Source organism: Cellulosimicrobium sp. 72-3, from assembly GCF_013127315.1.
Lineage (GTDB): Bacteria > Actinomycetota > Actinomycetes > Actinomycetales > Cellulomonadaceae > Cellulosimicrobium > Cellulosimicrobium funkei.
Genome location: NZ_CP053419.1, coordinates 715,209 through 740,830 on the forward strand (window position 1 = coordinate 715,209; position 25,622 = coordinate 740,830).

Annotated in this window: 28 protein-coding genes and 1 tRNA gene; 13 read left to right on the forward strand and 16 right to left on the reverse strand. The window is 74.6% G+C overall.

The features are described from left to right. Window positions 1-25 precede the first annotated feature (25 nt). Both HKK73_RS03230 and HKK73_RS03235 read left to right on the forward strand, forming a co-directional pair. Window positions 26-748, forward strand: a complete 723-nt coding sequence (locus HKK73_RS03230; protein ID WP_171467433.1) for an antibiotic biosynthesis monooxygenase — start codon at window positions 26-28, stop codon at window positions 746-748. Window positions 749-777: 29 nt separating this feature from the next. Next, complete coding sequence (locus HKK73_RS03235; RefSeq protein ID WP_085386569.1) at window positions 778-2,385, forward strand: mechanosensitive ion channel domain-containing protein; 1,608 nt, start codon at window positions 778-780, stop codon at window positions 2,383-2,385. Between the two features lie 54 nt (window positions 2,386-2,439). Here HKK73_RS03235 and surE read toward each other — a convergent pair whose 3' ends face one another. The 5 genes from surE to HKK73_RS03260 form a co-directional block, all read right to left on the reverse strand. Next, window positions 2,440-3,222 (reverse strand): 5'/3'-nucleotidase SurE, encoded by a 783-nt coding sequence (surE, locus tag HKK73_RS03240; RefSeq protein WP_171467434.1) that lies wholly within the window; start codon window positions 3,220-3,222, stop codon window positions 2,440-2,442. A gap of 61 nt (window positions 3,223-3,283) precedes the next feature. Further along, the gene (locus tag HKK73_RS03245; protein WP_085386567.1) at window positions 3,284-4,294 is read right to left on the reverse strand and encodes a 1-phosphofructokinase family hexose kinase; all 1,011 of its coding nucleotides are present in this window, start codon (window positions 4,292-4,294) and stop codon (window positions 3,284-3,286) included. A 9-nt stretch (window positions 4,295-4,303) separates the two neighbouring features. Continuing rightward, window positions 4,304-5,191 (reverse strand): glycerophosphodiester phosphodiesterase family protein, encoded by an 888-nt coding sequence (locus tag HKK73_RS03250; protein ID WP_081895755.1) that lies wholly within the window; start codon window positions 5,189-5,191, stop codon window positions 4,304-4,306. A 97-nt stretch (window positions 5,192-5,288) separates the two neighbouring features. Then, window positions 5,289-5,852: a TIGR03086 family metal-binding protein gene (locus HKK73_RS03255; RefSeq protein ID WP_034651293.1), complete on the reverse strand. Its 564-nt coding sequence runs from the start codon at window positions 5,850-5,852 to the stop codon at window positions 5,289-5,291. Between the two features lie 121 nt (window positions 5,853-5,973). Continuing rightward, window positions 5,974-7,032, reverse strand: coding sequence for a 2,3-butanediol dehydrogenase (locus HKK73_RS03260; protein ID WP_171468660.1), 1,059 nt, complete (start codon window positions 7,030-7,032; stop codon window positions 5,974-5,976). 268 nt (window positions 7,033-7,300) lie between these two features. Here HKK73_RS03260 and HKK73_RS03265 point away from each other — a divergent pair, with 268 nt between their 5' ends. Beyond that, a complete protein-coding gene (locus HKK73_RS03265; RefSeq protein WP_043655066.1) occupies window positions 7,301-8,446 on the forward strand; it encodes a VanZ family protein in 1,146 nt (381 codons plus the stop codon). Here HKK73_RS03265 and HKK73_RS03270 read toward each other — a convergent pair. Beyond that, window positions 8,433-8,615, reverse strand: a complete 183-nt coding sequence (locus HKK73_RS03270; RefSeq protein WP_043655062.1) for a hypothetical protein — start codon at window positions 8,613-8,615, stop codon at window positions 8,433-8,435. The two genes, HKK73_RS03265 and HKK73_RS03270, sit on opposite strands and share 14 nt — an antisense overlap. A 264-nt stretch (window positions 8,616-8,879) precedes the next feature. On the opposite strand from HKK73_RS03270, the gene HKK73_RS03275 reads away from it, so the two are divergent. Beyond that, window positions 8,880-10,514, forward strand: a complete 1,635-nt coding sequence (locus HKK73_RS03275) for a class I SAM-dependent methyltransferase (RefSeq protein ID WP_216608043.1) — start codon at window positions 8,880-8,882, stop codon at window positions 10,512-10,514. 217 nt (window positions 10,515-10,731) lie between these two features. Further along, complete coding sequence (locus HKK73_RS03280; protein ID WP_085386564.1) at window positions 10,732-11,337, forward strand: hypothetical protein; 606 nt, start codon at window positions 10,732-10,734, stop codon at window positions 11,335-11,337. 310 nt (window positions 11,338-11,647) lie between these two features. Here the strand turns inward: HKK73_RS03280 and HKK73_RS03285 are convergent, their stop codons facing one another. Continuing rightward, window positions 11,648-12,250: a pyridoxamine 5'-phosphate oxidase family protein gene (locus HKK73_RS03285; protein WP_137279718.1), complete on the reverse strand. Its 603-nt coding sequence runs from the start codon at window positions 12,248-12,250 to the stop codon at window positions 11,648-11,650. Window positions 12,251-12,298: 48 nt separating this feature from the next. Between HKK73_RS03285 and HKK73_RS03290 the strand changes: the two genes are divergently transcribed. Beyond that, window positions 12,299-12,913: a DinB family protein gene (locus HKK73_RS03290; RefSeq protein WP_043655055.1), complete on the forward strand. Its 615-nt coding sequence runs from the start codon at window positions 12,299-12,301 to the stop codon at window positions 12,911-12,913. Between the two features lie 31 nt (window positions 12,914-12,944). On the opposite strand, the gene rlmC is transcribed toward HKK73_RS03290, so the two are convergent. Then, on the reverse strand, window positions 12,945-14,069 hold the full coding sequence (gene rlmC, locus HKK73_RS03295; RefSeq protein WP_034651278.1) for a 23S rRNA (uracil(747)-C(5))-methyltransferase RlmC: 1,125 nt from the start codon (window positions 14,067-14,069) through the stop codon (window positions 12,945-12,947). A 235-nt stretch (window positions 14,070-14,304) separates the two neighbouring features. Between rlmC and HKK73_RS03300 the strand changes: the two genes are divergently transcribed. Then, window positions 14,305-15,951, forward strand: coding sequence for a glucan endo-1,3-beta-glucosidase (locus tag HKK73_RS03300; protein WP_114553137.1), 1,647 nt, complete (start codon window positions 14,305-14,307; stop codon window positions 15,949-15,951). Window positions 15,952-16,057: 106 nt separating this feature from the next. Here HKK73_RS03300 and HKK73_RS03305 read toward each other — a convergent pair whose 3' ends face one another. Both HKK73_RS03305 and HKK73_RS03310 read right to left on the reverse strand, forming a co-directional pair. Continuing rightward, entirely contained in the window at window positions 16,058-16,345 is a 288-nt protein-coding gene (locus HKK73_RS03305; protein WP_114553136.1) for a DUF4287 domain-containing protein, read from the reverse strand. 71 nt (window positions 16,346-16,416) lie between these two features. Next, a complete protein-coding gene (locus HKK73_RS03310; RefSeq protein WP_114553135.1) occupies window positions 16,417-16,656 on the reverse strand; it encodes a three-helix bundle dimerization domain-containing protein in 240 nt (79 codons plus the stop codon). Window positions 16,657-16,852: 196 nt separating this feature from the next. Here HKK73_RS03310 and HKK73_RS03315 point away from each other — a divergent pair, with 196 nt between their 5' ends. Together HKK73_RS03315 and HKK73_RS03320 are read left to right on the forward strand one after the other, a co-directional pair. Continuing rightward, the gene (locus HKK73_RS03315) at window positions 16,853-17,314 is read left to right on the forward strand and encodes an ATP-binding protein (RefSeq protein WP_171467435.1); all 462 of its coding nucleotides are present in this window, start codon (window positions 16,853-16,855) and stop codon (window positions 17,312-17,314) included. Between the two features lie 96 nt (window positions 17,315-17,410). Then, window positions 17,411-17,596, forward strand: a complete 186-nt coding sequence (locus HKK73_RS03320) for a hypothetical protein (RefSeq protein WP_137279715.1) — start codon at window positions 17,411-17,413, stop codon at window positions 17,594-17,596. A 29-nt stretch (window positions 17,597-17,625) separates the two neighbouring features. Here the strand turns inward: HKK73_RS03320 and HKK73_RS03325 are convergent. Next, a tRNA-Lys gene (locus HKK73_RS03325) sits at window positions 17,626-17,698 on the reverse strand. A 386-nt stretch (window positions 17,699-18,084) separates the two neighbouring features. Here HKK73_RS03325 and HKK73_RS03330 point away from each other — a divergent pair. Next, on the forward strand, window positions 18,085-18,366 hold the full coding sequence (locus HKK73_RS03330) for an iron-sulfur cluster assembly accessory protein (protein ID WP_061266560.1): 282 nt from the start codon (window positions 18,085-18,087) through the stop codon (window positions 18,364-18,366). A gap of 166 nt (window positions 18,367-18,532) precedes the next feature. Here the strand turns inward: HKK73_RS03330 and HKK73_RS03335 are convergent, their stop codons facing one another. Then, window positions 18,533-19,249, reverse strand: a complete 717-nt coding sequence (locus tag HKK73_RS03335; RefSeq protein ID WP_253705889.1) for a M50 family metallopeptidase — start codon at window positions 19,247-19,249, stop codon at window positions 18,533-18,535. 294 nt (window positions 19,250-19,543) lie between these two features. Between HKK73_RS03335 and HKK73_RS03340 the strand changes: the two genes are divergently transcribed. Together HKK73_RS03340 and msrB are read left to right on the forward strand one after the other, a co-directional pair. Then, complete coding sequence (locus HKK73_RS03340; protein ID WP_137279713.1) at window positions 19,544-21,064, forward strand: DEAD/DEAH box helicase; 1,521 nt, start codon at window positions 19,544-19,546, stop codon at window positions 21,062-21,064. A 132-nt stretch (window positions 21,065-21,196) separates the two neighbouring features. Next, window positions 21,197-21,625 carry a peptide-methionine (R)-S-oxide reductase MsrB gene (gene msrB / locus HKK73_RS03345; protein WP_034652513.1) on the forward strand — a complete coding sequence of 143 codons (429 nt, stop codon included), beginning with the start codon at window positions 21,197-21,199 and terminating at the stop codon, window positions 21,623-21,625. Here the strand turns inward: msrB and HKK73_RS03350 are convergent. The 4 genes from HKK73_RS03350 to HKK73_RS03365 form a co-directional block, all read right to left on the reverse strand. Next, window positions 21,594-22,001 (reverse strand): DUF2809 domain-containing protein, encoded by a 408-nt coding sequence (locus HKK73_RS03350; RefSeq protein WP_114553452.1) that lies wholly within the window; start codon window positions 21,999-22,001, stop codon window positions 21,594-21,596. The two genes, msrB and HKK73_RS03350, sit on opposite strands and share 32 nt — an antisense overlap. A 73-nt stretch (window positions 22,002-22,074) precedes the next feature. Then, window positions 22,075-22,572: a MarR family winged helix-turn-helix transcriptional regulator gene (locus HKK73_RS03355; RefSeq protein WP_034652516.1), complete on the reverse strand. Its 498-nt coding sequence runs from the start codon at window positions 22,570-22,572 to the stop codon at window positions 22,075-22,077. A gap of 170 nt (window positions 22,573-22,742) precedes the next feature. Further along, the gene (locus tag HKK73_RS03360) at window positions 22,743-24,458 is read right to left on the reverse strand and encodes an MDR family MFS transporter (protein WP_171467437.1); all 1,716 of its coding nucleotides are present in this window, start codon (window positions 24,456-24,458) and stop codon (window positions 22,743-22,745) included. Between the two features lie 141 nt (window positions 24,459-24,599). Further along, entirely contained in the window at window positions 24,600-25,100 is a 501-nt protein-coding gene (locus HKK73_RS03365; protein WP_051028182.1) for a MarR family winged helix-turn-helix transcriptional regulator, read from the reverse strand. 166 nt (window positions 25,101-25,266) lie between these two features. Between HKK73_RS03365 and HKK73_RS03370 the strand changes: the two genes are divergently transcribed. After that, a complete protein-coding gene (locus tag HKK73_RS03370; RefSeq protein ID WP_144721531.1) occupies window positions 25,267-25,608 on the forward strand; it encodes a hypothetical protein in 342 nt (113 codons plus the stop codon). The last annotated feature ends 14 nt before the right edge of the window (window positions 25,609-25,622 follow it).

Here is a 25,622-nt window from a genome sequence, read left to right on the forward strand (position 1 = left end):
AACACCCGCCGCGTTCACTCGTCCCATGACCCACGACGTCCCCGGGGACGCGCGGCGGACCGGCGGCGACCCCGCCCGCGCCCTGCCCCCGAGCCCGCCCGCCCGACCCCGCTCCGGCCCGGCCCGCACCGGCGCCGGTCCCGTGACCGTCGCGATCGAGCGCCGCGTCCGGCCCGAGAACGTCCCCGCCGTCACGCGCTGGGTGCAGGACGGGGTCAACCTCGCCAACCGCTACCCGGGCTTCCTCGGCTCCGGCTGGGTGCGCGCGTCCGCCGGGTCGCACGACTGGCACATGCTCTACCGGTTCGCGGACGCCGCGACGCTCGACGCGTGGGAGACCTCGCCCGACCGGGTGGGCTGGCTCGCCCGGGGCCGCGACCTCGTGGAGGAGACGCGGGTCGAGCGTCGCACGGGCATCGAGGGCTGGTTCGACGACCCGACGTCGCCCGCGCCGTCGGGCGCGTCGTCGAGCGCGGCGGTCGCCGCGGCGCCGCCCCGCTGGAAGCAGTCCGTGAGCATCTGGCTCGGGTTCTTCCCCGTGAACCTCGCGTTCACCCTGCTCGTCGGGAGCCTGGTCCCCGCGTGGGACGCGGTGCCGGTCGTCCCGCGCGTGCTCGCCACGACGCTCGTCCTCACGCCCGTGATGACCTACCTCGTGCTGCCGCGCGTGACGCAGGTGCTCGCCGCGTGGCTGGCCCGCCCCCCGCGGTCCCGGGCGCCCCGCGTCCGTCGCGCGGCCCGGAGGTGACGGTCTCGCACCCTGCCTAGCCTGGGGGGATGGACACCGAGCTCGAGAACACGACCGACGTCCTGCTCACCCTCGGTGCGGTCGCGGCGGGCGTGGTCCTGGCGTTCGTGCTGGGGACGGTGATCTCCGCCGTCGTGCGGCGGGCCGGGCGGCGCAGCGAGCTGGCCCGGGACCTGTCGCGACGGCTCCGGCGGCCGGACCGCGCGGTCCTCACCGTCGTCGCCGTCTGGATCGCCGTGCGCGTCACCACCGACGCCGGGACGCCGTGGCGGCCCGCCGTCGAGCACCTGCTGCTCATCGCGCTCATCGTGGTCGGGGCGTGGTGGGTGGGCGCGATCGCGTTCGTGCTCGAGGACTCCGCGCTCCAGCGCTACCGCATGGACACCGCGGACAACCGGCACGCGCGCCGCGTCCGGACGCAGATCACGGTGCTGCGGCGGCTCACCGTCGCGGTGATCGTCGTGTGCGCGGTCGCGGGCATCCTGCTGACGTTCCCCGCCGCGCGCGCGGCGGGGGCGAGCCTGCTCGCGTCGGCCGGGCTCATCTCGATCGTCGCGGGGCTCGCGGCGCAGACGTCGCTCGCCAACGTCTTCGCGGGCATGCAGATCGCGTTCACCGACGCGATCCGCGTCGACGACGTCGTGGTCCTCGAGGGCGAGTGGGGGCGCATCGAGGAGATCACGATGACGTACGTCGTCGTGCACCTGTGGGACGACCGCCGGCTCATCATGCCGTCGACGTACTTCACGACGACGCCGTTCCAGAACTGGACCCGGCGCGCGGCCGACCTGCTGGGCACGGTCGAGCTCGACCTCGACTTCGAGGTGCCGGTCGGCCCCATGCGCGCCGAGCTGCGGCGGCTGCTCGGGCTCACGGACCTGTGGGACGAGCGCGTCGGCATCCTCCAGGTGACCGACGCCGTCGGGGGCCTCGTCCGCGTGCGCGCGCTCGTCAGCGCGCACGACGCCCCGACGCTGTTCGACCTGCGGTGCTTCGTGCGCGAGGGACTCGTCGACTGGTTGCAGCGCGCCGCGCCCCAGGGCCTGCCGCGCACGCGGCTCGAGCGCGCGGTGGACGCCCTGGACCTCGACGGGCCGGACGAGCGCGACGGGCTCGGCGCGCCGGACAGGTCCGACGCGTCCGGTGGCCCCGGCCGCGACGCCACGGACGACGGCGGTCCCGTCGCCCCGGCGCGGCCGCCGCGGCTCCCCGCGGAGCGAGGTGCGCGTCGTGCCGACGCGCCCGTCGTCCTCGGCACGATCCGGCGCGCGGGCCGGGGCGCGGGCGCCGCGCCGAGCGAGGACCCGACGCGGCTCGTCGGGGTGGTGCCGGGCCCCGACGACGGCGCGGGTCGTCCGGGCCGCACCGGGCCGACCGCGGCGGACGGGGGCGTCGACGACGCCGAGGCGCCGGGCAGCACCCGGCCGCTGCCCGCCGTCGGGCACGACGACGACCTGCCCGAGGCCGCGGAGTCCGCCTTCTTCAGCGGGACGCCCGAGGGCGAGGAGCGCTCGCGGGCGTTCGCCGGGCCCGGCCAGGACGTCATCGAGGAGCGCGAGCGCACCGCCGAGCACGAGACGGTGCCGGACGACGAGACCCCCGATCACGACACCGGCGACGGTCGAGCACGGGGTTGACGACCGGATCGGCCGCGACGCGGTCGCGGACCCCGTGCTCGACGGCGGGGGTCGTCAAGCCAGGGGCGGGAGGGGCGGGAGGGGCGGGAGCTCCAGGCTGGCGTCCGCGTAGGGGGCGACGAGGAGCGTCGCGGTGGCCCAGCCGCGCGTGAGCAGGCCGGTGTCGGAGTCGGGCTCGGAGTGCCGCTCGGTGCCCGAGTACTGGAGCACGAGGTGCCGGTCGCCGTCCTCGTGGATGTTCGCCTGGACGAGGCCGAACGACGCGAGCGGCGCCTGCCGCAGCCCGCGCAGGCGGTCGGGGGCGACGTCGGGCACGTTGACGTTGAGCGTGCGCCGGTCGAGCGGGACGTCGGCGGCGCTCCTGTCCATCCAGGCGAGCACGTGGTCGGTGACGAGCCGCGCGGTGTCCCAGTGCCGCGGCTCGGCGGCGTCGACCGAGACGGCGAGCGACCGGATGCCGTGCGTCATCGCGGACAGCGCCGCGCCGACGGTGCCCGAGTGCAGGATCGCGTTGCCCGTGTTCGCGCCCTTGTTGGCGCCCGAGAGCACGAGGTCGGGCCGCGGGCCGAACCCGCCGTAGGCGGCGACGAACGCGATGAGCGCGGGGGCGGCGCGCACGGCGTAGGAGGTGACGCCGTCGGGCAGGCCGGGCGCGCTACGCGGCTCGACGGCCAGCCGGCCGTCGCGCTCGGCGCCCAGCAGCGCGGCGCTCGCCCCGGACGACTCCCGGGCGGGCGCCGCGACGACGACCTCGTACCCGGCGTCGAGCGCCGCCCCGGCGAGCACCGCCAGGCCGGGGGAGTCGATCCCGTCGTCGTTGGTCACGAGTGCGCGCACGCGGTCCTCCTGAGGGTTCGGGTCCGGGTCTCGGTGTTCGGTCACGCTCCGCGGGCGGGCGTCAGGTCACGTCCTCGACCGTGACGCTGCGCGCGAAGCGCTCGATCTGGTCGCGGCGGCCCGTCCCGAGGCCCCGCCGCGTGACGTTGAGCGCCCCGGCCGCGGCGCCGAGCCGGACGGCGTCGGGCAGCTCGAGCCCGCGCCCCAGCCCGACGGCGATCCCCGCCGTCATCGAGTCGCCCGCGCCGCGGTGGTCGACGGTCGTGACGCGGGGCGTCGTGACCCGGTACGTGTGCTCGCGCGTGACGAGCAGCGAGGGGTCGTGCGCGCGGGACACGACGAGCGCGCGCGGGCCGGCGTCGACCATGGCGCGCGCGGACCGCAGGAGCGACTCCTCGGACTCGTCGTCGCTGAAGCCGCCCTCGACGAGCTCCTCGTGGCTCATCTTGAGCACGACCCCCGGCGCGTCGGCGACGGCCTGCGCCTGGTCGGCGGAGAGGTCCGCGACGACCTGGCGGTCCGAGGCGTGCAGGTCGTGGGCGAGGCGCCGGAAGAACGACGCGGGGACCCCGACGGCCGTCTCCGAGCCCGTGAGGATCGTGACGGCCGCGTCGAGCGCGCTGACCAGGACGGTGCTGTAGAGGTCGTCGACCTCGTGCCGGTTCAGGGGGTAGGGGTCCATCGTCACGAGCTCGGTGCGCTGGCCGCTGCGCCGGTCGTGGACGAACGCCCCGTTGCCGCCGGTGCCGACCGTGCGCAGCTCGAGGTTCTCGGTGCGGGCGAGGTGCGCCGCGACGCTGCCCGTCTCGCCGCCGAACGGCCCGCAGACCACGACGTGCGCCCCGAGCGAGTAGGCCATGCGCGCGAGCCACAGGCCCTGCCCGCCCGGGTGGACGTGCACCTCGGGCGACGTCTCGGTCGGCCCGGCGGGCTCGATCTCGATCGCGAGAAGCGGCGTCAGGGCGAGCACGCACACCGCAGGAGACCGGGGCGCGCCGCCGGGCGCGGCAGGGCTCGTCGCGGTGCCGGGCGGGTGCGCGCCCGGGGGCGTCGGCGGGGTCGTCGCGCTCATCCGTCGAGGCTAGGGCGACGCGGCGAGGTCCACCTCTCGGGCGCCCGCGTGCGCGGCGGGGCCGAGCCGCGCGTCGAGCCAGCCGACGAGACGGTCGGGTCGGTCGGTCATGATGCCGTCGACGCCCTGGACCAGGAGGTCGTCCCACTCGTCCGGCGTGTCCGCGGTCCAGACGTGCACGCGCAGGCCCGCGTCGCGCAGAGTCTCCACGATGCCCGGCTCGTGCGCGAGGAGCGCGACCTCCGGGTGGCACCCCACGACCCCGAGGTCCGCGCACACCGCGACCAGCTCGCCCAGGCTGTCCGGGTGCAGCGCGAGCAGCAGCGCCCGGTCGAGGTGCGGCGCGGCGTCGCGCAGCGCGGCGACCGTGGGCGGCCAGAACGACTGGACGACCACCCGCTCCCCGATCCCGGCGGCGTCCACGACCCCCGTCACGAGCGCCGCGTCGTCCGTCGACCACACGCCCTTGAGCTCGACGAGCAGCTCCAGGCCCGGCCGCTCCGCGACGAACCGCGCCGCCTCCTCGAACGTGGGGACGCGCTGGCCCGCGAACGCCCGCGCGAACGACGACCCGGCGTCCAGCGCGCGGACCTGCGCCAGCGTCAGTCCGTCCACGCGGCCGGTGCCGTCCGTCGTCTCGTCCACGACGTCGTCGTGCAGCACCACGACGTGCCGGTCGGCCGTGAGGTGCACGTCGAGCTCGATCGCGTCCGCGCCCGCGCGCCACGCCGCCTCGAACGCCGCGAGCGTGTTCTGCGGCGCGACGGACGAGTTGCCCCGGTGCCCGACGACGAGCGGCCGGCCCGCGCGGTCGGCGGCCGGTTCGAGGAGGCGGGCGCGACCCGGTGCGCCGGGCGGCTCCGCCGGCGTCCGGGGTGCGGTGCGGTCGAGCGGCATGGGGCCAGTCTCGCGCGCGGCGCGCCCGGCCGTCCTGCGCAGGACGCCGCACGCCGGACGTCCCGCCGACGTTCACCCCGTCGTCGTGCGGCGGCGGTCAGCGCGCGCGGCCGGTGAGCGCGAGGAGGCGCGTGAGGTCGTCGGCGCCGTCGTCGACGTCGAGGGGACCGCGGAAGAGCGGGCCGGGCTCGAGGAACGTCGAGCGCGCCTCGGCGTAGCGGAGCGCCCACGCGACGAGCGCCGGGTCGACCTCCTCGTCACCGCCCGTCGCCCGGGCCAGGTCCCACGCGTGCACCACGAGGTCGAACGTCATCTGCGCGCAGTACTCCGCGCCCGACTCGTCGCCGTACGAGAGGTGCACGCGACGGTCGAGGGCGTCCGGCGCGAGGAACGCCTCGCGCGCCTGGACGGACGCGTCGACCCAGCGGTCGACGGGGTCGTCGCCCAGCACGTCCCCGTCGAACACGCCGCCGACGTCCTCGATCCAGCGGCCCGCGAGGAGCTCCGGGGCCCAGAGCTGCTCGGCCGTGACGTGGTTGACGAGGTCGCGCACGGTCCAGTCCGCGTCGGGCGTGGGGAGCGGCCAGCGGTCGTCGGGCAGCGGGCGCACGAGCGCGTCGAACGCGCCGATCGCGTCGCCGTGGGCGGCGAGGACGTCCATGCGGGCCTCCCGGGGCCGGGTGCTGCGGTGCTCTTCCACCGTGGCACGCCCCGCCGCGCACCGCAGGTCGAGCAGCGCGGCCCGCGGCCCCCGGGGACGGTGGGGGCCGCGGGCCGCCGTCTCACACCGACACGACGATCTTCACGTGGTCGTCCTTGTGGTCGATGAGCTCTCGGTACCCCTTCTCCACGACGTCCTCGACGGCGATGCGGCTCGTCACGAACGGGGCGAGGTCGACCTTGCCCTCCTGCACGAGCCGGATCACGGCCGGGTGGTCGTCCGCGTACCCGATCGCGCCCTTGATGGTCAGCTCGCGGAGCAGGACCGTCATGACGTCGAGCGTCGGCGGCTCGGAGAACAGCGCCACGATCTGGAGCGTGCCGCCCGCCTTGAGCGCGCGGGTCAGCGTGTCGAGCACGGGCTGCGCGCCCGAGCACTCGATCGCGACGTCCGCGCCGCGGCCGTCCGTGAGCTCGAGGACGCGCGCGGCGACGTCGACCTCGCGCGGGTCGAGGACGTCGTCGGCTACCCCGGTCTCGAGCGCCTTGGCCTTGCGCGCCCCGCTCACCTCGGTGACGATCGCGCGCGCCCCGATCGCGTGCAGCACCGCGCACGTGAGCAGGCCGATCGGGCCCGCGCCGCCGACGAGGACCGTGTCGCCCGCCTGCGCGCCCGACAGGCGGACGCCGTGGTAGGCGACGGCCAGCGGTTCGATGAGTGCCGCCTGGTCCAGCGGGACGTCGCCCACCGGGTGCACCCACCGTCGCTCGACCACGACGTGCGCCGCCAGCCCGCCGCCCCGGCCGGAGATGCCGATGAAGCCCATCTTCACGCACGCGTTGTAGAGGCCGTCGCGGCACGGCGGGCACTCGCCGCACACCATGAACGGCTCGACGACGACCGCATCCCCGACCGCGAGGCCCTCGACGCCCTCGCCGAGCTCCTCGACCACGCCGGAGAACTCGTGCCCGAACACGACGGGCAGCGTCTCGCCCGACAGGGGGTGCGGCTGCGTCTCCGACGGCGCCGGCGGGAACGGGCCCTCGAGGTAGAGGTGCAGGTCCGAGCCGCAGATCCCCGTCCACGCGGGCCGGATCTTCACGGTCCCCGGCCGGGTCTCGGGCTCCGGGACGTCCTCGATCCGGAGGTCTTCCTTGCCGTGGTACCGCGCCGCCTTCATCGTGCTCACCTCGTCCGTCGTGCCGCGCGCACCGGTCGGTGCGCGGCGGGCGGTGCCGGACCGGTCCTCGGTGCACCCGCGGCGACCCGTGACTCCCGACCGCACCTCCACGGTAGGCCCGAGCTCCCGCCCCGGGGCGCGCCGAAGGTCCCGCGGGGCGGGGCCGGTCGTCGTCGGCCGCGATACTGGGGCCCGTGACGCCGAACCCGACCCCGGTCCCGACCGTGACGCGCGCCGCGCGCCGTCCCGCGCAGGGCGGAGCCTGCGCGTGACCGACCGGTGGACGTGGCCCGCGTACGTCGGCCTGCTCGGGGGCGCCCTGCTCTTCGCCGCCTTCCTCGTGCCCGCGCTCGCGTGGCAGTACCGGCGGTACGGCCGCCTGAGCGGCCGACGTCTGCTCGGGGCGGCCGCCGTCGCGGTCTACGGGGTCGCGCTCGTCGCCTACACGCTCCTGCCGCTCCCGAGCGGCGACCTCGCGCGGTGGTGCGCGCAGTACGGCGTCGCGGGCGCCGAGCTCGTGCCGTTCCACTCGCTCGCGGACGTCCGGCGGGACACGGCCGGGCTCGGGCTCGGCGCGACCCTGCGCAGCACCGCCGTGCTCCAGGTGGTCTTCAACGTCGTCCTGTTCGTCCCCTGGGGCGTGCTCGTGCGGCGCTACCTCGGCCGCGGGGTGCTCGTCACGACGCTGTCCGGCCTGCTCGTGTCGCTCCTCGTCGAGACCACGCAGTACACCGGGATCTTCGGGATCATCCCGTGCTCGTACCGGGTCGCCGACGTCGACGACGTGCTGACCAACACGCTCGGCGCGCTCCTCGGGGCGCTCGCGGCGCCCCTCCTGCTGCGCTGGATGCCGCGTGCGGGAGAGCTCGAGGCGCGCCGCGAGGAGGCCCGGCCGGTGACCGTCTGGCGGCGATGGCTCGGGATGCTGCTCGACGCGCTGCTCGTCACGGCGCTGGGCGTCGTGCTGCAGGTCGCCTACCGCACGGTGCTCTACGCGCTCGGGCGCCCGCTGCCCGACGGCGCGGACTGGGCCCAGTGGCTGCTCGGCACGCTCGTGCCGTTCGTGGTCGTCTTCGTGGTGCCGACGTTCCTCGGCAGCGGCGCCTCGTGGGGCCAGCGGACGGTATGGCTCGCCCCGCGCTGGGCCGGGCGGCGCGGCACGACGGCGCAGCGGGTCGCCCGCGCGTCGGCGGGCGGCGCCCTGTGGGGAGCGCTCGGCCTGCTGAGCGACCTGCCGGCCGGGATCCCTGCGGCGGTGGGGGTGGCCGCCTCGGTCGCGGCACCGCTCGCGGCCCTGTTCGCGGTGGTGTCGGTGGTCGCGGTCCCGTTCACCCGCTCGCGCCGCGGGCTCTCGGGCGCGGTGAGCGGGGCGGAGCTCGTGGACGCGCGGGAGGTGCCGGTCAGCCCTCGGTGAGCAGGCCGACGAGCAGGGCCACGGCGCCCCACACGAGGAGGCCGCCGCCGACCGCGATCGCGATGCCGCTCGCACCCGTCGACCCGGCGCGGCGCGCGCCACGGACGGCCGTCGCGGCGATCGCGAGGCCGGACACGACGAGCACAGCCCCTGCCACGATCCAGAACATCGCCCATACCGTCGCATACGGCGCGCCCAGCTGCATCGTGGACGGCCGTCCAGTCCAGGCGTGTCGCGCGGCGCGGACGCGTGCCCGGACCCGCGGAACCGCGCCGTTCCGCGCCTCGTGAGCGGCCGCGTCCCGACCGCCGGCCCGCCGGGTGCTGCGTCTGGCCGCCCGAGACGTGAGACGGGTGGCGCCCGGGACTGCGGCTGTCGGCCCGAGACGTGAGACGGGTTGCGCCCGGGTGCCGCCTGGCCGCACCGTGTGCGGGTGCCCCTCCCCACCGACGGCCCGCCCGTGCGCCGCATCCTCTTCCCCGGCCGCCACCACGTCGTCACGCGCTACCAGGTCGACTACCTCCGGGCGCTGCGCGCCGGGCTCGTGCACGACCTCGACGGTCGGCGCGTGCGCTGCGCCCCCGACGTGGAGGTCGTCTGGGTCGTGACGTCCGCCAACCACGCGGGCACCCGCCGCAACCCGCTGCCCGGGCACCGGCGCGAGGCGCTCGTCGAGAACGTCACGACCCGGGAGGGCCTCGCGTCCGTCGTCGTGCCCGTGCCCGACGTCGCGCCTGACGACCGCTTCGCCCACCTCGTCGTGACGAGCGTCGCGACCGCGACCGGCGTCGCGCCCGACCCCGCCGACACCGTCGTCGCGTGCTCGACGCCCGCGCTCGTCGACGCCTACCGCGCGCTCGGCTACCGGGTCGCGGGGGTCGAGCTCGACGCCGCCGAGCGGGGCGGCGACCTCCCCGCGCGGCCGTGGGACGTCGTCGAGCAGATCGCCGCGGGGGACGAGCGCTGGCGCGACGTCGCGCACCCCGCCGTGCCGGAGTTCTTCGCGCGCTACCGGTTCGTCGAGGACGTCCGGCGCATCTTCGCCGACCCGGTCGTGTCCGGCGACGGCGACCTCACCTCGACGCGCGACTACCGCACGTACGCCGCCGCGTTCGAGGACGCGTCGGCGCGCAAGTGGGCCCAGGTCGCCCCGCACGTGCGGCCCGGTCGGATCGTCGACATCGGGTGCGCGACGGGCGGCCTCCTGGAGCACGTGGCGCGCGAGCCGCGCCTGCACGAGTCGGACCTGTTCGGCGTCGACGTCGCGCGGCACCTCGTCGCGGAGGCCGAGCACAAGAAGGCGCAGGGCGTGTTCGCGAACCCGCACGTGTGGTTCGTGCAGGCCAACATCCTCGACCGGTTCGTGATGCCCGACGCCTCCGTCGACACGACCCTCACCGTCGCGCTCACGCACGAGGTGTCGTCGTACGGGGACGGCGTGCGCGACGTCGAGACGTTCGCGCGCCGCGTCCATGCGCACACGCGGCCCGGCGGCGTGTGGATCAACTCGGACGTGTGCGGCCCCGCGGAGCCGGACCGGGTCGTCGTGCTCACGCTGCGGACCGACGACGGCGCCCCCGCGACCGGCGACGGGCCCGGCGGCGCACGCACCGACCTCGACGACCTCGCGCGCGAGGACGTCGCGGCGTGGGTCGGGGCGCTCTCGACCGACGCCCGGCTCGTCCAGTTCGCGTACGACTTCCCGCGCCTCTCCGGGGCCGACTTCCGGCCCGAGCGCGTGCGCCCCGGGTCGTGGCGGCTCACGCTGCGCGAGGCGATGGAGTTCCTCACGCGCAAGGACTACGTCGACAACTGGCTGTCCGAGAGCCACGAGCGCTTCTGCGACCTCACCGGCCCCCGGTGGGCCGACCTCCTCACCGCCGCCGGGTTCGAGCTCGAGCCGGGGAGCGGGGCGTGGCGCAACGAGTGGGTCGTCGAGCACGCGTTCGCGCCCGTCGCCGCCCTGCACGACGCCACGACCGGCGAGCCCGTCGACTGGCCCGACACCCACGTCCTCACCGTCGCCCGCCGCCCGAGCTCGCCTGACCTGCCTGCCCTGCCGAGGTAGAGCCGCGGTCGCGCGGGCTCGCGAGGTAGAGCCCTGGTCGCGCGAGGTAGAGCCCCGGTGGGCCGAGGTAGAGCCCTGGTCGCGCGAGGTAGAGCCCTGGTCGCGCGAGGTAGAGCCCTGGTGGGCCGAGGTAGAGCCCTGGTCGTGACCTCGGCTCTACCTCACCGGACGGGCTCTCCCTCGGGAGGGCGTGGCGGCGTGGTCGTAGGCTCGGAGCGTGCTCCTCGACGCCCGCACGCTGCGCGGCCTCCAGGACGGGACGGTGACGCTGGCGTTCCGCCGCTGGACGACGCCGCGCGTGCGCGTCGGGACGCTCCAGCGCACCCGGGTGGGCGTCGTCGAGGTGACGTCGGTCGAGCGCGTGCCCGCCGGTCCGGACGGCGCGCCCGTCGTGTCCGACGACGAGGCCCGCCTTGCCGGGATGACCTCGCCCGAGCGTGTGCTCGCTCGGGGCGCCGGGCGCGAGGGCGACCTCTACCGCGTGGGCCTGCGGCTCGCCGGCCCGGACCCGCGCGTCGCGCTGCGCGAGGACGCGGACCTCGACGCGGACGCCGTCGAGCAGCTCCGCACCGCGCTCGCGCGGAAGGACCGGGCCGCCGCGGAGCCGTGGACGCGCCGGTACCTCGAGCTGATCGGCACGCACGAGGGCGTCGTCGCGCGCGAGCTCGCGGCCGGGCTCGGCATGGCCCGCGACGACTTCAAGGTGCGCGTGCGTCGGCTCAAGGAGCTCGGCCTCACCGAGAGCCTCGACGTCGGGTACCGCCTCTCGCCGCGCGGGAGGGCCTACCTCGCCGCGACGGCGGACGAGCGGCCCTCCTCGTGAGATCGAGCGTCCTCCCTCGCGGGACCAGGCCTCTACCTCGCGGGACCGGGCTTCTACTCCGCGGGACCAGGCCTCTACCTCGCGGGACCGGGCCTCTACTCCGCGGGACCAGGCCTCTACCTCGCGGACCCGGGCTCTACCTCGCGAGAACCCGCCTCTGCCTCGTGGGGCCAGGGCTCTCTCACGAACCGGGGCCCTGCCTCGGCGAGGTAGAGGCCCGGTAGGGCCTGACTGGGGGATGCGCCCATGCTCGCGCAGCGGGCTCTCGGGCTCTCGGAAACGCACGCACCCAGGAGCCGGCCGTGAGGCGTCAGCGCCCGAGGGATTCCGGTGGCGTCGTGGCCTCCACGGTGCGGGGGCCGTCGCCGATCGCCGGGAGGCCGTCGAGGCTCGCGGCGTTGCGCTCGCGCCAGTACGTCTCGAAGTACTCCGGCGAGCGGCGCTCGTGCGACCGGTCCAGGACGTCCCGGTCCGCGACGAAGTCCATGTGCGGCACGGAGAATCCGCACGAGTCGGAGACGCGCTCGACGTCGACGACGACGATCCCGCGCTGGCCGAGCTCGCGCTCCTTCGCGAACGCGGGGCGCAGCGCCTCGAACTCCGGGGTGCCGGCCTCGACGTACCGCCCGCTCCCGTGGAAGCGGACGATGTTGGGCGGCCCCTCGAACGCGCAGAACATCACGACGATCCGCCCGTTCTCGCGCAGGTGCGCGGCCGTCTCCGCGCCCGAGCCCGTGTAGTCGAGGTAGGCCACCCGGTGGGCGTCGAGGACGACGAACGTCCCCGCCATGCCCTTGGGCGAGACGTTGACGTGACCGTCCGCCGCGAGCGGCGCGGTGCCGACGAAGAACACCGGCTGCGCGAGGACGAACGTCGCCAGCCGGTCGGTGATCTCTGCGTGCACGGTGGCCATGAGGGGAGTCTGGCACCGGCGTGGGAGGGCGTCGGTAACGTCCGGTGGATGAGCACGAGGACGGCACCGGGCCACGACCCCAAGGCGACGCTGCTGCGGTACCTGAGCCGGGAGCGCGACGCGCTGCTCGCCAAGGCGGAGGGGCTGAGCGAGTACGACGTGCGCCGTCCGCTCACGCGCACCGGCACGAACATCCTGGGCCTGGTGAAGCACGTGGGCAGCGTGCAGCTCGGCTACCTGCACGAGGCGTTCGGCGGCACGCACGACCTCGACCTGCCCTGGTTCGCCGACGGCGCGGAGGTGAACGCCGACATGTGGGCCACGGCGGACGAGAGCCGGGAGGAGATCCTGAGGCTCTTCCGCCGGTCGTCGGAGCTGTGCGACGCGACCGTGGCGTCGCTCGACCTCGACGCACCCGGGCACGTGCCGTGGTGGCGCCCGGAGAACCGGGACGTCACGCTCCACCAGGTGCTCGTGCACGTGCTCGCGGAGGTGGCGCACCACGCCGGGCACGCCGACATCGTGCGCGAGCTCGTCGACGGCGCGGCGGGCGACGGGCGGGGCAACCTGCCCGCGCTGGACGACGACGAGTGGGTCGCCTACCGCGCGCGCGTCGAGTCCGCGGCCGTCGAGGCGTCCCGACGCGCGGGGGAGCGCCCCTGAGCCGCGCGGCGCTCGCGGACGCCGGGCGCGGTCAGGCGCGCTCGAGCAGGACCGCGACCTCGTAGTGCGACGTCTGCGGGAACATGTCGAGCACGCGCGCCTCCCGCGGTCGGAGCGACGGCATGAGGGCCAGGTCGCGGGCAAGCGTCGTCGCGTTGCAGCTCGAGTAGACGACGTGCCCGACGCCGGACCGCTCCAGCCAGGTGCTGAGCGACTCCCCGATGCCGCGCCGCGGCGGGTTCACGACGACGAGGTCAGGCACGTCCTGCCGTGAGAGGGCGAACGCGGTCGCGTCCTCGGCGAGGAAGGTCGTGCGGTCGAGCCCGGCGTCGCGCGCGGTGAGCCGTGCGCTCGCGACGGCCTCGGCGCTCGTCTCGACGCCGACGACGTCGCGACCGGGCCCCGCGACGTGCAGCGCGAACCCGCCCACGCCGCAGTAGAGGTCCCAGACCGTGGCGGGTGCGGCGTCGTCCACCCAGGCCCGGCCCTGGCGGTAGAGGGCCGCGGCGACGTCGGTGTTGGTCTGGAAGAAGCTCTGCGGGCGCAGGTGGAGGTCGATCCCGTTGACGTGCATGCGCAGCGTCTCGGCCTCGGTGAGCACGATCTCGGTCTCGCCCTCGACGACGGCCTTGTGCTCGGGGTGCAGGTTCACGGACACGACGCGCAGCGACGGGAGAGCGTCGAGGAGGGCCGGCAGGTGCTTGCGGACCCGTGGCACGGACTCGGTGGAACGCAGGACGAACCGCGCCATGAGGTCGCCGTCGGGGGAGAGGGTGACGAGGACGTACTTGAGCTCGCCACGCCGGGTGCGGACGTCGTAGGGGACGAGCCGCGCGCGCGTGACGAACGCCGCGAGCGCGGGGAACGACGCCTGGAGCGCGGGCGGGTAGAGCGGGCAGTCGGTGAGGTCGACGCCGCCGCCCTCCGCGAGGATCCCGAGCACCGGGGCGTCGGTGGTGCCGGTGACGACCATCTTCGCCTTGTTGCGGAAGCCGGACTCGGCGGACTCGACAGTGGGCAGCCAGGTGAGGTCCGGCGCGAGCGGGGTGAGGAGCTCGGCGCAGTGCTCCTGCTTGCCGGTGACCTGCGCGGGGTACGCGAGGTCGAGGAGGGTGCACGACCGGCACCGGCCGGCGTCGTAGTGGTGGCACTGCACTCGTTCGAGTCTACGGGCGACCGGCTGCCTCCCGGGGCCGCGCACGGAGGGAGGGCCGCGGCGTCGATCCATGGCCCCCAGCACGCCGCACCGGACCGAGGGAGCGCTCCCTGGCGTCGCGGGCCGCTGTCCGTTACGGTCGTGGCAGCGCTTCCACACCTCCTGTGGCAACGCTGTCGCCGGAACGGTCCGGCGACCGGTTTCGACGGAGCAACCGAACAGGAGCAGATCCCGTATGCCTCACGACAGGAAGAACAGCAGCAGACGAGCGTGGGCCGCGCTGTGCGCCGCGGTCCTCGCGGTGAGCGGGGCGCTGGTCGGCGTGGCGGCGCCCGCGAGCGCAGTCCCCGCGACCATCCCACTGACGATCACCAACGACTCGGGCAGGGGGCCGATCTACCTGTACGTCCTCGGCGAGCGCGACGGCGTCGCCGGCTGGGCGGACGCGGGCGGCACGTTCCACCCGTGGCCCGGCGGGGTCGGGCCCGTGCCCGTCCCGGCACCCGACGCGTCCATCGCGGGCCCCGGCCCCGGCCAGTCCGTGACGATCCGGCTCCCGAAGCTGTCCGGGCGCGTCTACTACTCGTACGGCCAGAAGATGACGTTCCAGATCGTGCTCGACGGGCGGCTCGTCCAGCCCGCCGTCCAGAACGACTCCGACCCCAACCGGAACATCCTCTTCAACTGGACCGAGTACACGCTCAACGACGGCGGCCTGTGGATCAACAGCACGCAGGTGGACCACTGGTCCGCGCCGTACCAGGTGGGCGTCCAGCGCGCCGACGGGCAGGTTCTCAGCACGGGCATGCTCAAGCCGAACGGCTACGAGGCGTTCTACACGGCCCTCGAGAGCGCGGGGTGGGGCGGGCTCGTGCAGCGCGCGCCCGACGGGAGCCGCCTGCGCGCGCTCAACCCGTCGCACGGGATCGACGTCGGGAAGATCTCGTCGGCCTCGATCGACTCCTACGTCACCGAGGTGTGGAACTCGTACCGCACGCGCGACATGGTCGTCACGCCGTTCTCCCACGAGCCCGGCACGCAGTTCCGCGGCCGGGTCGACGGCGACTGGTTCCGCTTCAGGAACGGGTCCGGGCAGGAGGTCGCCGCCTTCAAGAAGCCCGACGCGTCGAGCGTGTACGGGTGCCACAAGGACCTCCAGGCGCCCAACGACCACGTCGTCGGGCCGATCGCCCGCACCCTGTGCGCCGCGCTCGTCCGCACCACGGCACTGACCAACCCGAACCAGCCGGACGCGAGCAGCGCCGGCTTCTACCAGGACGCCCGCACCAACGTCTACGCGAAGCTCGCGCACCAGCAGATGGCGAACGGCAAGGCGTACGCGTTCGCGTTCGACGACGTCGGCGCGCACGAGTCGCTCGTCCACGACGGCAACCCCCAGGCGGCGTACATCAAGCTCGACCCGTTCACCGGCACGGCGACACCCATCGGGAACGGCGGCAGCACCGAGCAGCCGGGCACCCCCGGCGGTCTGCCCACCGGGACGGGTGCGCTCCGCATCGGGAGCACGTTGTGCCTCGACGTCCCGTGGGCCGACCCGACCGACACCAACCAGGTCCAGCTCGCCACCTGCAGCGGCAACGCGGCGCAGCAGTGGACGCGCGGCACCGACGGGACGGTGCGCGCCCTCGGCAAGTGCCTCGACGTCGCGCGCAGCGGGACGGCCGACGGCACCGCCGTGTGGATCTACACGTGCAACGGCACGGGCGCGCAGAAGTGGACGTACGACTCTGCGACCAAGGCGCTGCGCAACCCGCAGTCCGGCAAGTGCCTCGACGCCCAGGGCGGCGCACCCCTGCGCGACGGCCAGAAGGTCCAGCTCTGGACCTGCAACCAGACCGACGCCCAGCGCTGGACGCTCTGACCGCGCCCGTCGCCTGAGCCGCCCCGCGCCCCGGTGCCCGACGACGCCCGCTCCCGGGACGTCGTCGGGCACCGGCGTGCGGGCCGGGGGACGGCCGTGCCGGGTGTCAGGCCGGCCGGGTCGCCTTGCCGTCGAGCCACAGCGTGTCGGAGTCGTCGCGGTGCGAGCCGACCGACCCCACGTGCTTCGACGAGATCTGCGGGCCCTTCGTGATGACGTGGACCATCGCCATGCCGTGCCCGCGGCCCAGGCCGTAGTCGTCCCGGAGCCACTCGAGGATCGGGGTCGCCTTCGTCGTCTCGTCGAACCCGCGCTCGTGCGCGAGGTCGACCAGCTGGCGCGGGGTCAGACCGGTCTTGTCCTCGACCGCGTCGAGATAGGCCTGGAAGGACATGCGAGCTCCTCGTCGTCGGGGCAGGTCGATCGACCCGCCGCGAACGTACCGACGGCCGCCCACACCCGGACTCATCGGTCGCGGTGCACGCTCCCGCGGGGCGGCCGGTGCGCCCGCTCGCCCGAGCGCAGCACGTCCATCACCGCGTTCTCCACCAGCACCGGCACGAAGTCGCGCACGTGCGCGGCCTGGTACCGGCCCAGCTCCGCGAGCACCTGCTCGCGGACGTCGTCCACCGGCACGTCCGGGAATCGCGTGCTGACCCGCTCCACCACGACGTCGATCTCGCGGTCCTCGTCCTCGATCGCCATGGTCCGACGGTCCGGCCGCACCCGTCCCGCGCGCAACCAACGGGGGATGAACGCACGGCGTCGGGCCGCTGACCAGTCCGGTCCCGGTGGCCGGGCCGGCGGGCTCCCGGTGAGCCGGGCGGGACGGGGTGCGGGCCGGGGGTTCGCGTGTCAGGGTGGCCGCTCCGCTCCTTCAAGCCGCTGGAGGTACCCCCGCGTGGACGACCAGAGCCTGATCGACGTCCCCCTCGACGACGCCGACCTCATCACGTCGATGCCGCCCGAGGAGTACCAGCTCGTGGAGGAGTGGGTGCTCTCCACGACGGAGGAGCTCTCCGCGCTGCGCGCCGGCCTCGTGGCGACGCTCGAGAGCCAGGGCGTCCCGTCGACCGGTCGGCTCTCGTCCACGCCGGACAAGCTCGTCCTCATCGCCTCGGAGCTCGCGACCAACGCGCTGCGCCACGGCCTGCCCCCGACGATCGTGCGCCTCGCCCGCAGCGGCGACCGTTTCCTCCTCGAGGTCGCCGACCACGACGTGTCCACCGAGCCCGTCTACGCCGGGCGCCGCATCCCCGGCGCAGGCGGCGTCGGCCTGCACATGGCCCGCCAGCTCTCGCTCGACGTCGGCTGGTACCGGACCGACGACGTCAAGACCGTCTGGGCGACGTTCACGGCCTGAGCGTCTGCTGACCCGACCCGACCCTGCGCGCGGGCGCTGACCGGTGCCGACGGGGGTGTGGCCGTCCGCCGAGCCGCGTCGTGAGAGAGTGCGCGCGTGCTCGTCGACGTCTTGCTGCTGCTCGCCCTGGTCACGGGGCTGCTGGCCGCAGTGCTCCTGCGCTCGGCCTACGTGGTGACGCAGGACCCGCGGCTGCGTCGTTCGCTCGCCGGCTGGGGCTGGCCCCTCGCACTGGTAGCGGTGGTCCTCGGGCTCGTCGTCGCGGCGCTCGACGGCGCCTGACGGGTGCCGGGGCGTCCACAGGTCAGCAGTGGGCCCCGTGGGGTTCGAACCCACAACCTACGGATTAAAAGTCCGCAGCTCTGCCGATTGAGCTAGAGGCCCTGGACGCTGGTGGCGTCCACGCACAGGCTACCCGCGCCCCGCCGTCGGCAGTCCCGACCGAGTTCGGCAGTCCCGACGCAGATCGGCACGTGCGACTGCCGAACGCGGCAGAACGTGCCGACCCCGGTAGCGGGTGCCGATCTCAGACCGCGACCCCCGGCGGGCGCGCACCCTATGCGGCGCTCCTCGACGTGTCACGCGCGGTCTTGCTCCGTGAGAAATTTGGTGAGAACCGGGCGTTTCGCTTGCGACGGTCGCGGGTTCTTGTTTCGGTGGAGAAGACCGAGGAGCCCGCGGGAGGGTGCACCGACGGCAGGTCACGCCGGCCAGGCGTGGGCCGCACGGACGTGTCCCGCAGGTTCCGCCCGGCGACGAGAGGAGCTCTCGTGCTTACCCTGACCGACAACGCCCGTTCCGCTGTCCACGACCTGCAGACCCAGGCCGGCGTCCCCGAGGGAGGCGGTCTGCGGATCGCCGAGTCGGCGGACCAGGCGGGCAGCTTCGAGCTCGCGCTCGTCCCCGCCCCGCAGCCCGACGACACGGTCGTGGAGAACGGCGAGGCGAAGGTGTTCGTGGAGTCCGCCACGGCACCGACCCTCGCGAACCTCACGCTCGACACGGACCCGAACGCGCAGGGACCGGCGTTCGTCCTGACGCCGCAGGGCTGACGGGACGTTCCCGGCGCTCGCGCCGGACCATCTCGACGACGCGTCCTCCTCCTCCAGGCGCGTCCTCGGTCCCACGACGGGCCGCTCGCTCCGGCGGGCGGCCCGTCGTCGTGTCTCGACCGGCGTGCGAGGCCCGCTCGACCGGGGTGCGACCGGTACGCGAGGGTCAGGCGGCGGGCCCGACGATCCACGACCCGCCGAGCACGGCGGCGCCGAGCGTCACGACGAGGAACACCCCGACCCAGAACAGGCCGGGCATCCGGGTGAGGCGCGCGAGGATGTCGGCGTCGGAGGTGCTCGCCCGGCCGCGCGACCGCTCGGACTGCAGCTCCAGTACCGGCCGCACGGCGCCCAGCAGCAGGAACCATGTCACGGCGTAGGCGACGGCGCTCTGCACGGGCGGCGTCGCCCACCAGGACACCCCGACGAGCGCGGCGCCGGTGACGAGCACGGACCAGAGCCCGAACCAGTTGCGGATCTGCAGCAGCATGAGGGCGAGCAGCACGACGAGCAGCCACAGCAGCCCGACGGCATACCCCTGGCGGAGCAGCGCGGCCGCCCCCAGGCCGATGAGGCCGGGGCCGACGTACCCCATGAACGCGGTGAGGACCATGCCGAACCCGCGCGGGCGCCCGGACGAGACGGTGAGCCCCGACGTGTCGGAGTGCAGGCGGATGCCCGCGAGCCGACGGCCCGTGAGCAGGGCCGCGATCGCGTGCGACGCCTCGTGCGCGATGGTCACGACGTGCCGGGCCACGCGCCACACGGGCGTGACGAGCACGACGACGAGCGCGAGGACGCCCATCGCGACGACCACGGCGGCCGCCGGGGGAGGGACGGGCGTCGTCGCGGCCTCCCACACCTGCCCGACGACGTCCCCCAAGGACGCGGCGACGTCACCGCCCGTGGTGGAGGCGTCGCCGGGCGCTCCCGCGACCCCGCCGCGGGGGAGGGCGGGCAGGAGGGTGAGGGCGTTCGCCAGGGCGTGCACGCGCGACATTCCACCACAGGGCCCTGTACGCGAGGGCGCCGAGACGCACCTCACCCGGCCGCCCGTCGTCGGGCATGAGACACTGGACGTTCGAGGGCAGCGCGATCCCGCGCGCCCGGCGTCGTGGAGATCCCCCCGGATTGCGTGCGGCGGACCCCGACCTTGAGCCCGAGAGGCCCATCACCTGTGACTTCCTTTGCCGACTTCGGCCTGCCCACCCCTGTCGTGCGCGAGCTCTCGCGCCAGGGCATCGACTCCCCGTTCCCCATCCAGACCGCCACGCTGCCCGACTCGCTGAAGGGCCGTGACGTCCTCGGCCGCGGCCGCACCGGCTCCGGCAAGACGCTCGCGTTCTCGCTGCCCACCGTCGCCCGCCTGTCGTGGGCGAAGTCGTCGCGCCACCCGCGCCGGCCCCGTGCGCTCGTGCTGTGCCCGACGCGCGAGCTCGCCAACCAGATCAACGCCACGATGGAGCCCGTCGCCAAGGCGCTCGGGCTCGTGACGACGACGATCTTCGGCGGCGTCGCGCAGTCGCGCCAGGTCGCCGCGCTCGACAAGGGCGCCGACATCGTCATCGCGTGCCCGGGCCGCCTGGAGGACCTCCTCAACCAGCGCCTGCTCACGCTCGACGGCATCGAGATCACCGTGCTCGACGAGGCCGACCACATGGCCGACCTCGGGTTCCTGCCCGGCGTGAAGCGCATCATGGACAAGACGCCGAAGCAGGGGCAGCGCATGCTGTTCTCCGCGACGCTGGACAACGGCGTCGACCAGCTGGTCAAGCGCTACCTCAGCAACCCGGTGCGCCACTCGGTGGACGACGCCGCGGCCGCGCCCCCGCAGATGACGCACCACATCCTCGCGGTGCGCGACGCGGACGCGAAGAAGCAGATCGTGCACGAGCTCGCCTCGGGCACGGGCCGTCGCGTGCTGTTCATGCGCACCAAGCACCAGGCGAAGAAGCTCGCGAAGCAGCTCACCGCGGCGGGCGTGCCCGCCGTCGACCTGCACGGCAACCTCGGCCAGGGCGCGCGCGAGCGCAACCTCGAGGCGTTCTCGTCGGGCGCGGTCAAGGTGCTCGTCGCCACGGACATCGCGGCGCGCGGCATCCACGTCGACGACGTGGAGCTCGTCGTGCACGTCGACCCGCCGGCGGAGCACAAGGCGTACCTGCACCGCTCGGGCCGTACCGCCCGCGCCGGGTCGGAGGGCGTCGTCGTCACCGTCATGCTCCCGGAGCAGCGCGGCGACGTGCGCGACCTCACGCGCAAGGCGAAGATCACCGCGCAGCCGCAGCCGGTCGCGCCCGGCGACGCGACGATCAAGGGGCTCGTCGGCGAGGTCGCGGAGTACGTGCGCCCGTCCGACATCACGCCGCCGCAGACGCAGGCGAAGCGCGGCACGGGCTCGTCCAACGGCGGGTCGCGCGCGTCGCGCCGTGGCCGTGGCGGCCAGGGCGGCGCACGCCCGGCCGCGCAGCCCGCGGGCCAGGGCACGACGGCGTCGCGCGGCCAGGGCGGTCAGCGCCCCGTGCAGCGCGCGACGGGCGCGGGTCGCCCCGAGGGCGCCCGGGACGGCCGCGGCACCTCGGGCGCCGGGAACGGCGCAGCAGGCCAGGGCGGCGGCCGCCGCCGTGGCGGCCGCGGCCGTGCGCAGCGCCCCGCCGGCGGGTCGAGCACCGTCTACTCGACCTCCAGCCCGCGCTGACGCCCCCCACGCTGAGTGCAGGAAAGAGTCGCGGTCGAACCGGTTCGGCCGCGGCTTTTTCTGCGCTCAGCGGGTGAGGCGGGGCGGGAACACGGGAGCGGTCGGCGTGGTTGGGACCGTCGGAGGTGGATCATGACCAGCCAGACCCACGAGAACCAGCCCTACGAGGTCGTGAAGACCGACGACGAGTGGCGCGCCGAGCTGTCCCCGCAGGAGTACGCCGTGCTGCGGCAGGCCGGGACCGAGCGCGCGTGGACGGGCGAGCTGCTCGACGAGAAGCGCGTCGGCGTCTACGCGTGTCGCGCGTGCGGGAACGAGCTCTTCCGCTCCGACACGAAGTTCGACTCGCACTGCGGGTGGCCGAGCTTCTTCAGCCCGCTCGCGGGCGACCGCGTCGAGCTGCTCACCGACCGCAGCCACGGCATGGTGCGCACCGAGGTGCGCTGCGCGCGCTGCGGCTCGCACCTGGGCCACGTGTTCGACGACGCGCCCCAGACCCCGACGGGCGACCGGTTCTGCATGAACTCGGTCAGCCTGACGTTCGAGGCCGGCGCGGAGTAGCCGACCGGGCGCCGACGCCCGCGTCGACCACGCACGCGAGCGCCACGCCCACCAGATAGCAGACCAGGTCCCGCACCGCGAACGTGCTGCCCAGCAGCCACGCCGCGGGCGGGACCGCGTCGTTCACGGCGGCGGCGACGCCCGTCGCCTGGAGCGCCTCGACCGCCCAGCACCACCCCAGCGCGACGGCGCCCGCCACGAGCGGGCGCACGCGCGGCGCCACGAGGACCACGAGGACGAAGGTCGCGACGGCGTAGAGCACGTCGCCGCCGACGTCGCCCCACGGGTCGGGGACGCGCGTCGCGACGACGAAGCCCACCATCACGACGAGCGCGAGGACGAGCGCGACGACGGGCCGCCGTCGGACCCGGGCCACTTGGCGACCGCGCGGGGCGACGTGGGGCGGGCGGGCGCCGTCGGGCACGGTCATGCCGCGCCGGGGGCCAGGGTCACCGGTTGGCGGCCCAGCGCACGACGTCCTCGGAGTACCGGTGCAGGAGCGTCGCGAGCGTCGCGACGTCGCGCTGGTCCCAGCCCTCCAGCGCCTCGGTGATCGACGTGACCCGCCCGCTGTGCGCCGCGTGGAGCCGCGCCTCGCCGTCGGGCGTCAGGGTGATGAGCTGCCCGCGCGAGTCGTCGGGGTCGACCTCGCGCGCGACGAGGCCGAGGTCGTGCAGGCGGCTGAGCTGGCGGGAGATCGTCGCGCGCCCCACGCCGAACTGCGCCGCGAGCTCCGAGCCGCGGACGCCGGGGTGGTCGGCGATGTGGGCGAGCAGCGGGTAGGCGCTCGCCTCCAGGTCGGGATGGATCCGGCGGGCCATGCCCGTGGCGACCGCGCCGGCGCGGCGCAGCAGGATCCGCAGCTCGCGTTCGAGGTCGACGTACGCGTCGTCGTCGACGTGCGCGGTGTCGGGAGCGGGGCGGGCCGGAGCGGTCTCGGGGGGCACAGGGCCATCATGGCGCGAAGGGCACGGCCCGGTCACCTTCCTCCCCGGAACCTCACCCGCACGGGGCGACGGGAGCTCCCCGCGCACGACCGAGGGGGTGGTCCCGGACGGTCCGGGACCACCCCCTCGGGGTGTGTCGGCGGTGCCCCCGTGCGGCGGGGACGCCGACGTCAGCGCGACCGGCGCGCGGTCGCCTCGTCGTCGACCACGCCCGCGGGCTCGTAGGCGCCGAGCAGCGTGGACTCCGTCTCCTCCGCGAGGGTCACGCGACCGGGGGTCGCGTCGACGGGGGCGTCCGCGCCGAGCAGGGCCGCCTCCTTCTCGAGGCGCTCCTGGAGGCCGGTCTTGGTGCCGAGCGGCACCTCCTTGAGGAACGACACGGCGATGAGCGCGACGAGCGCGAGCGGCACCGCGACGAGGAAGATCTCGGCGATCCCGTCGCCGTAGGACTTCTCGACGAGGTCCTTGATCGGCGCGGGCAGGGTCGAGACGTCGGGCACGGCGTTGCCGCCGCCCATCGAGCCGGCCGGCACGCCGAGCTGGGTGAGGCCGTCCTGGATCGACGTCGTGACCTTGTTCGCGAGCACCGCGCCGAGCACGGACACGCCGATCGCGCCGCCGAGGCTGCGGAAGAACGCGACGGTCGAGGTCCCGGCGCCCATCTCCTCCACGGCGAGCGTGTTCTGCACGGCGAGCACGAGGTTCTGCATGAGCATGCCCATGCTCACGCCGAGGAAGAACAGGTAGACGCTGATCAGCGTGAAGCTCGTGTGGTAGTCGATCGTCGACAGCGCGAAGAGCGACGCGACGAGGATCGCACCACCGGTGACCATGAAGGCCTTGTAGCGGCCGTAGCGCGTGATGAGCTGGCCGAAGAGGGTCGACGCGACGAACGTGCCGACGATCATCGGGATCGTGAGGAGGCCGGACTCGGTCGGCGTCTTGCCCCGCGCGACCTGCATGTACTGGCTGAGGAACACGGCGGTCCCGAACATCGCGACGCCGACCGCGACGGACGCGACGACCGCGAGGACGAACGTGCGGTTCTTGAACAGGTGCAGCGGGATGAGCGGCTCGGGCGTGACGCGCTCGACGAGCACGGCACCGACGAGCGCGACGACCGCGCCGCCGACCATCGCGAAGGTCTGCCACGAGAGCCACTCGAAGTTCTGCCCGGCGAACGTCACCCACAGCAGGAGCGAGGACACGCCGGCGCTGATGAGGATCGCGCCCCAGTAGTCGATCCGGACGACGCGGCGCGCGACCTTCGGCAGGTGCAGCGTGCGCTGGAGGACGACGATCGCGGCGATGGCGAACGGCAGGCCGACGAAGAAGTTGAGGCGCCAGCTCACGGCGTCGGTGAGGACGCCGCCGAGGAGCGGCCCGCCGATCTGGCTGACGGCCATGATGCCGCCCATGAGGCCCATGAACTTGCCGCGCTCGCGCGGCGAGATGATGTCGGTGATGAGCACCGTGGCGAGCGCCATGAGGCCACCGGCGCCGATGCCCTGGAAGGCGCGCAGCGCGATGAGGGTGCCGACGTTCTGCGAGAGCCCCGCGAGCGCGGAGGACACGACCGCGACGACGAGCGCGATCTGGATGAGGACCTTGCGGTTGGTGAGGTCGGCGAGCTTGCCCCAGATGGGGGTCGAGATCGTCATGGCGAGGAGGGTCGAGGTGACGACCCACGTGTACGACGACTGCGAGCCGTCGAGGTCGCTGACGATCTTCGGGAGGGAGCTCGAGACGATCGAGCTCGCGAGGATCGCGACGAACATGCCGAGGAGGATCCCGGAGAGGGACTCCATGACCTCGCGGCGGGTCATCGGTGCGGGGGCTCCGGCGCTGCCGGGCGGTGCGGTGCGTTCTGCGGGGGTGCTGGTCATCAGGCGCTGGGTTCCTTGCTCACGAGGCCGGGGCGGGGCGCACGTGTCGGGGGGCGGTGTCAGGTGGTCGGGGGCCGGTCCGCGGTGCGGCCGGTGGTCGGGGCGCGGGCCCGACGGCGCAGGGCCGCCGGACGTCGTCGGTCACCCGGCGGCGCGGGGGGAGTCGTGGACCGCGACGACCGCCGCGGCGACGCGCTCGATGTGGCGCGTGGCCTCGACGATCTCCTCGTCGCCCCAGTCCGCGAACGTCGTCGCGGCGAGGACGTCGATGTGCTCGTACGCCCGCACCAGGAGCGCGCGGCCCGCCTCGGTGAGCTCGACGGTCCGGGCCCGCCGGTCGTCGTCGTCCACCGTGCGGCGCACGAGGCCCGCGTCGACCAGGTGGCTCACCTGGCGGCTCGCGACGGAGAGGTCGACCCGGAGCTTCGCCGCGACGTCCCCGAGCTGGACGGGGCCGCAGTGCTGGAGCATCCGGAGCAGGCCGAACGACGCCCGCGGCATGTCGAGGTCGCGGGCGATCCGGACGGCGGACTCCCGCTGGGCGCGCGCCAGGTCGTCGAGCGCGCGGACGAGTCCCGCCGCGGGGGACGGGTCGGGGGTGAGTCCGGGGTGCGCGACGTCGGTCGCGGGAAGGGCGGTCACAGGCACAGGCACTCCTTGGTTGCTGCAGGCAAGCATACTCTGCAAAGTTGCTTGTAGCAACCATCGGTGGATCGAGGGTCCACTCTCGACGGGCGCGAGGTGCTCCGTCGCCCTACGGTGAGGCCACCACCCCTCGACGGCGAGGGGATCGGAGAAGGGGGAGAAGATGAGGAGCACAGGTCGAAGACTCTGGTCGGCGGCTGCGACGGCGGCGCTCGCGTTCGGCGGTCTGGTGGCGACGGCGCCCAGCAGCCAGGCAGCGCCCTGCGGGTTCTCGAAGGTTCAGCACACCTCGTGGACCTACGTCGCCAGCAACAAGATCTACCGACAGACGCCGTACACGTCGTACTACAAGAACTGCACGTCCTCGACCCAGAAGAAGCGGCTCGACATCGCCTGGGGTATCGACATCGGCTGCAAGTCAGTAGCCCCGGGGAAGACGGTCAGCTGGTACTGGGTCAAGAACAGTGCCAACCCCGCCTACATCCGCGGCGTAGCGAACTGCTGAGCGAGTCGGTGCGG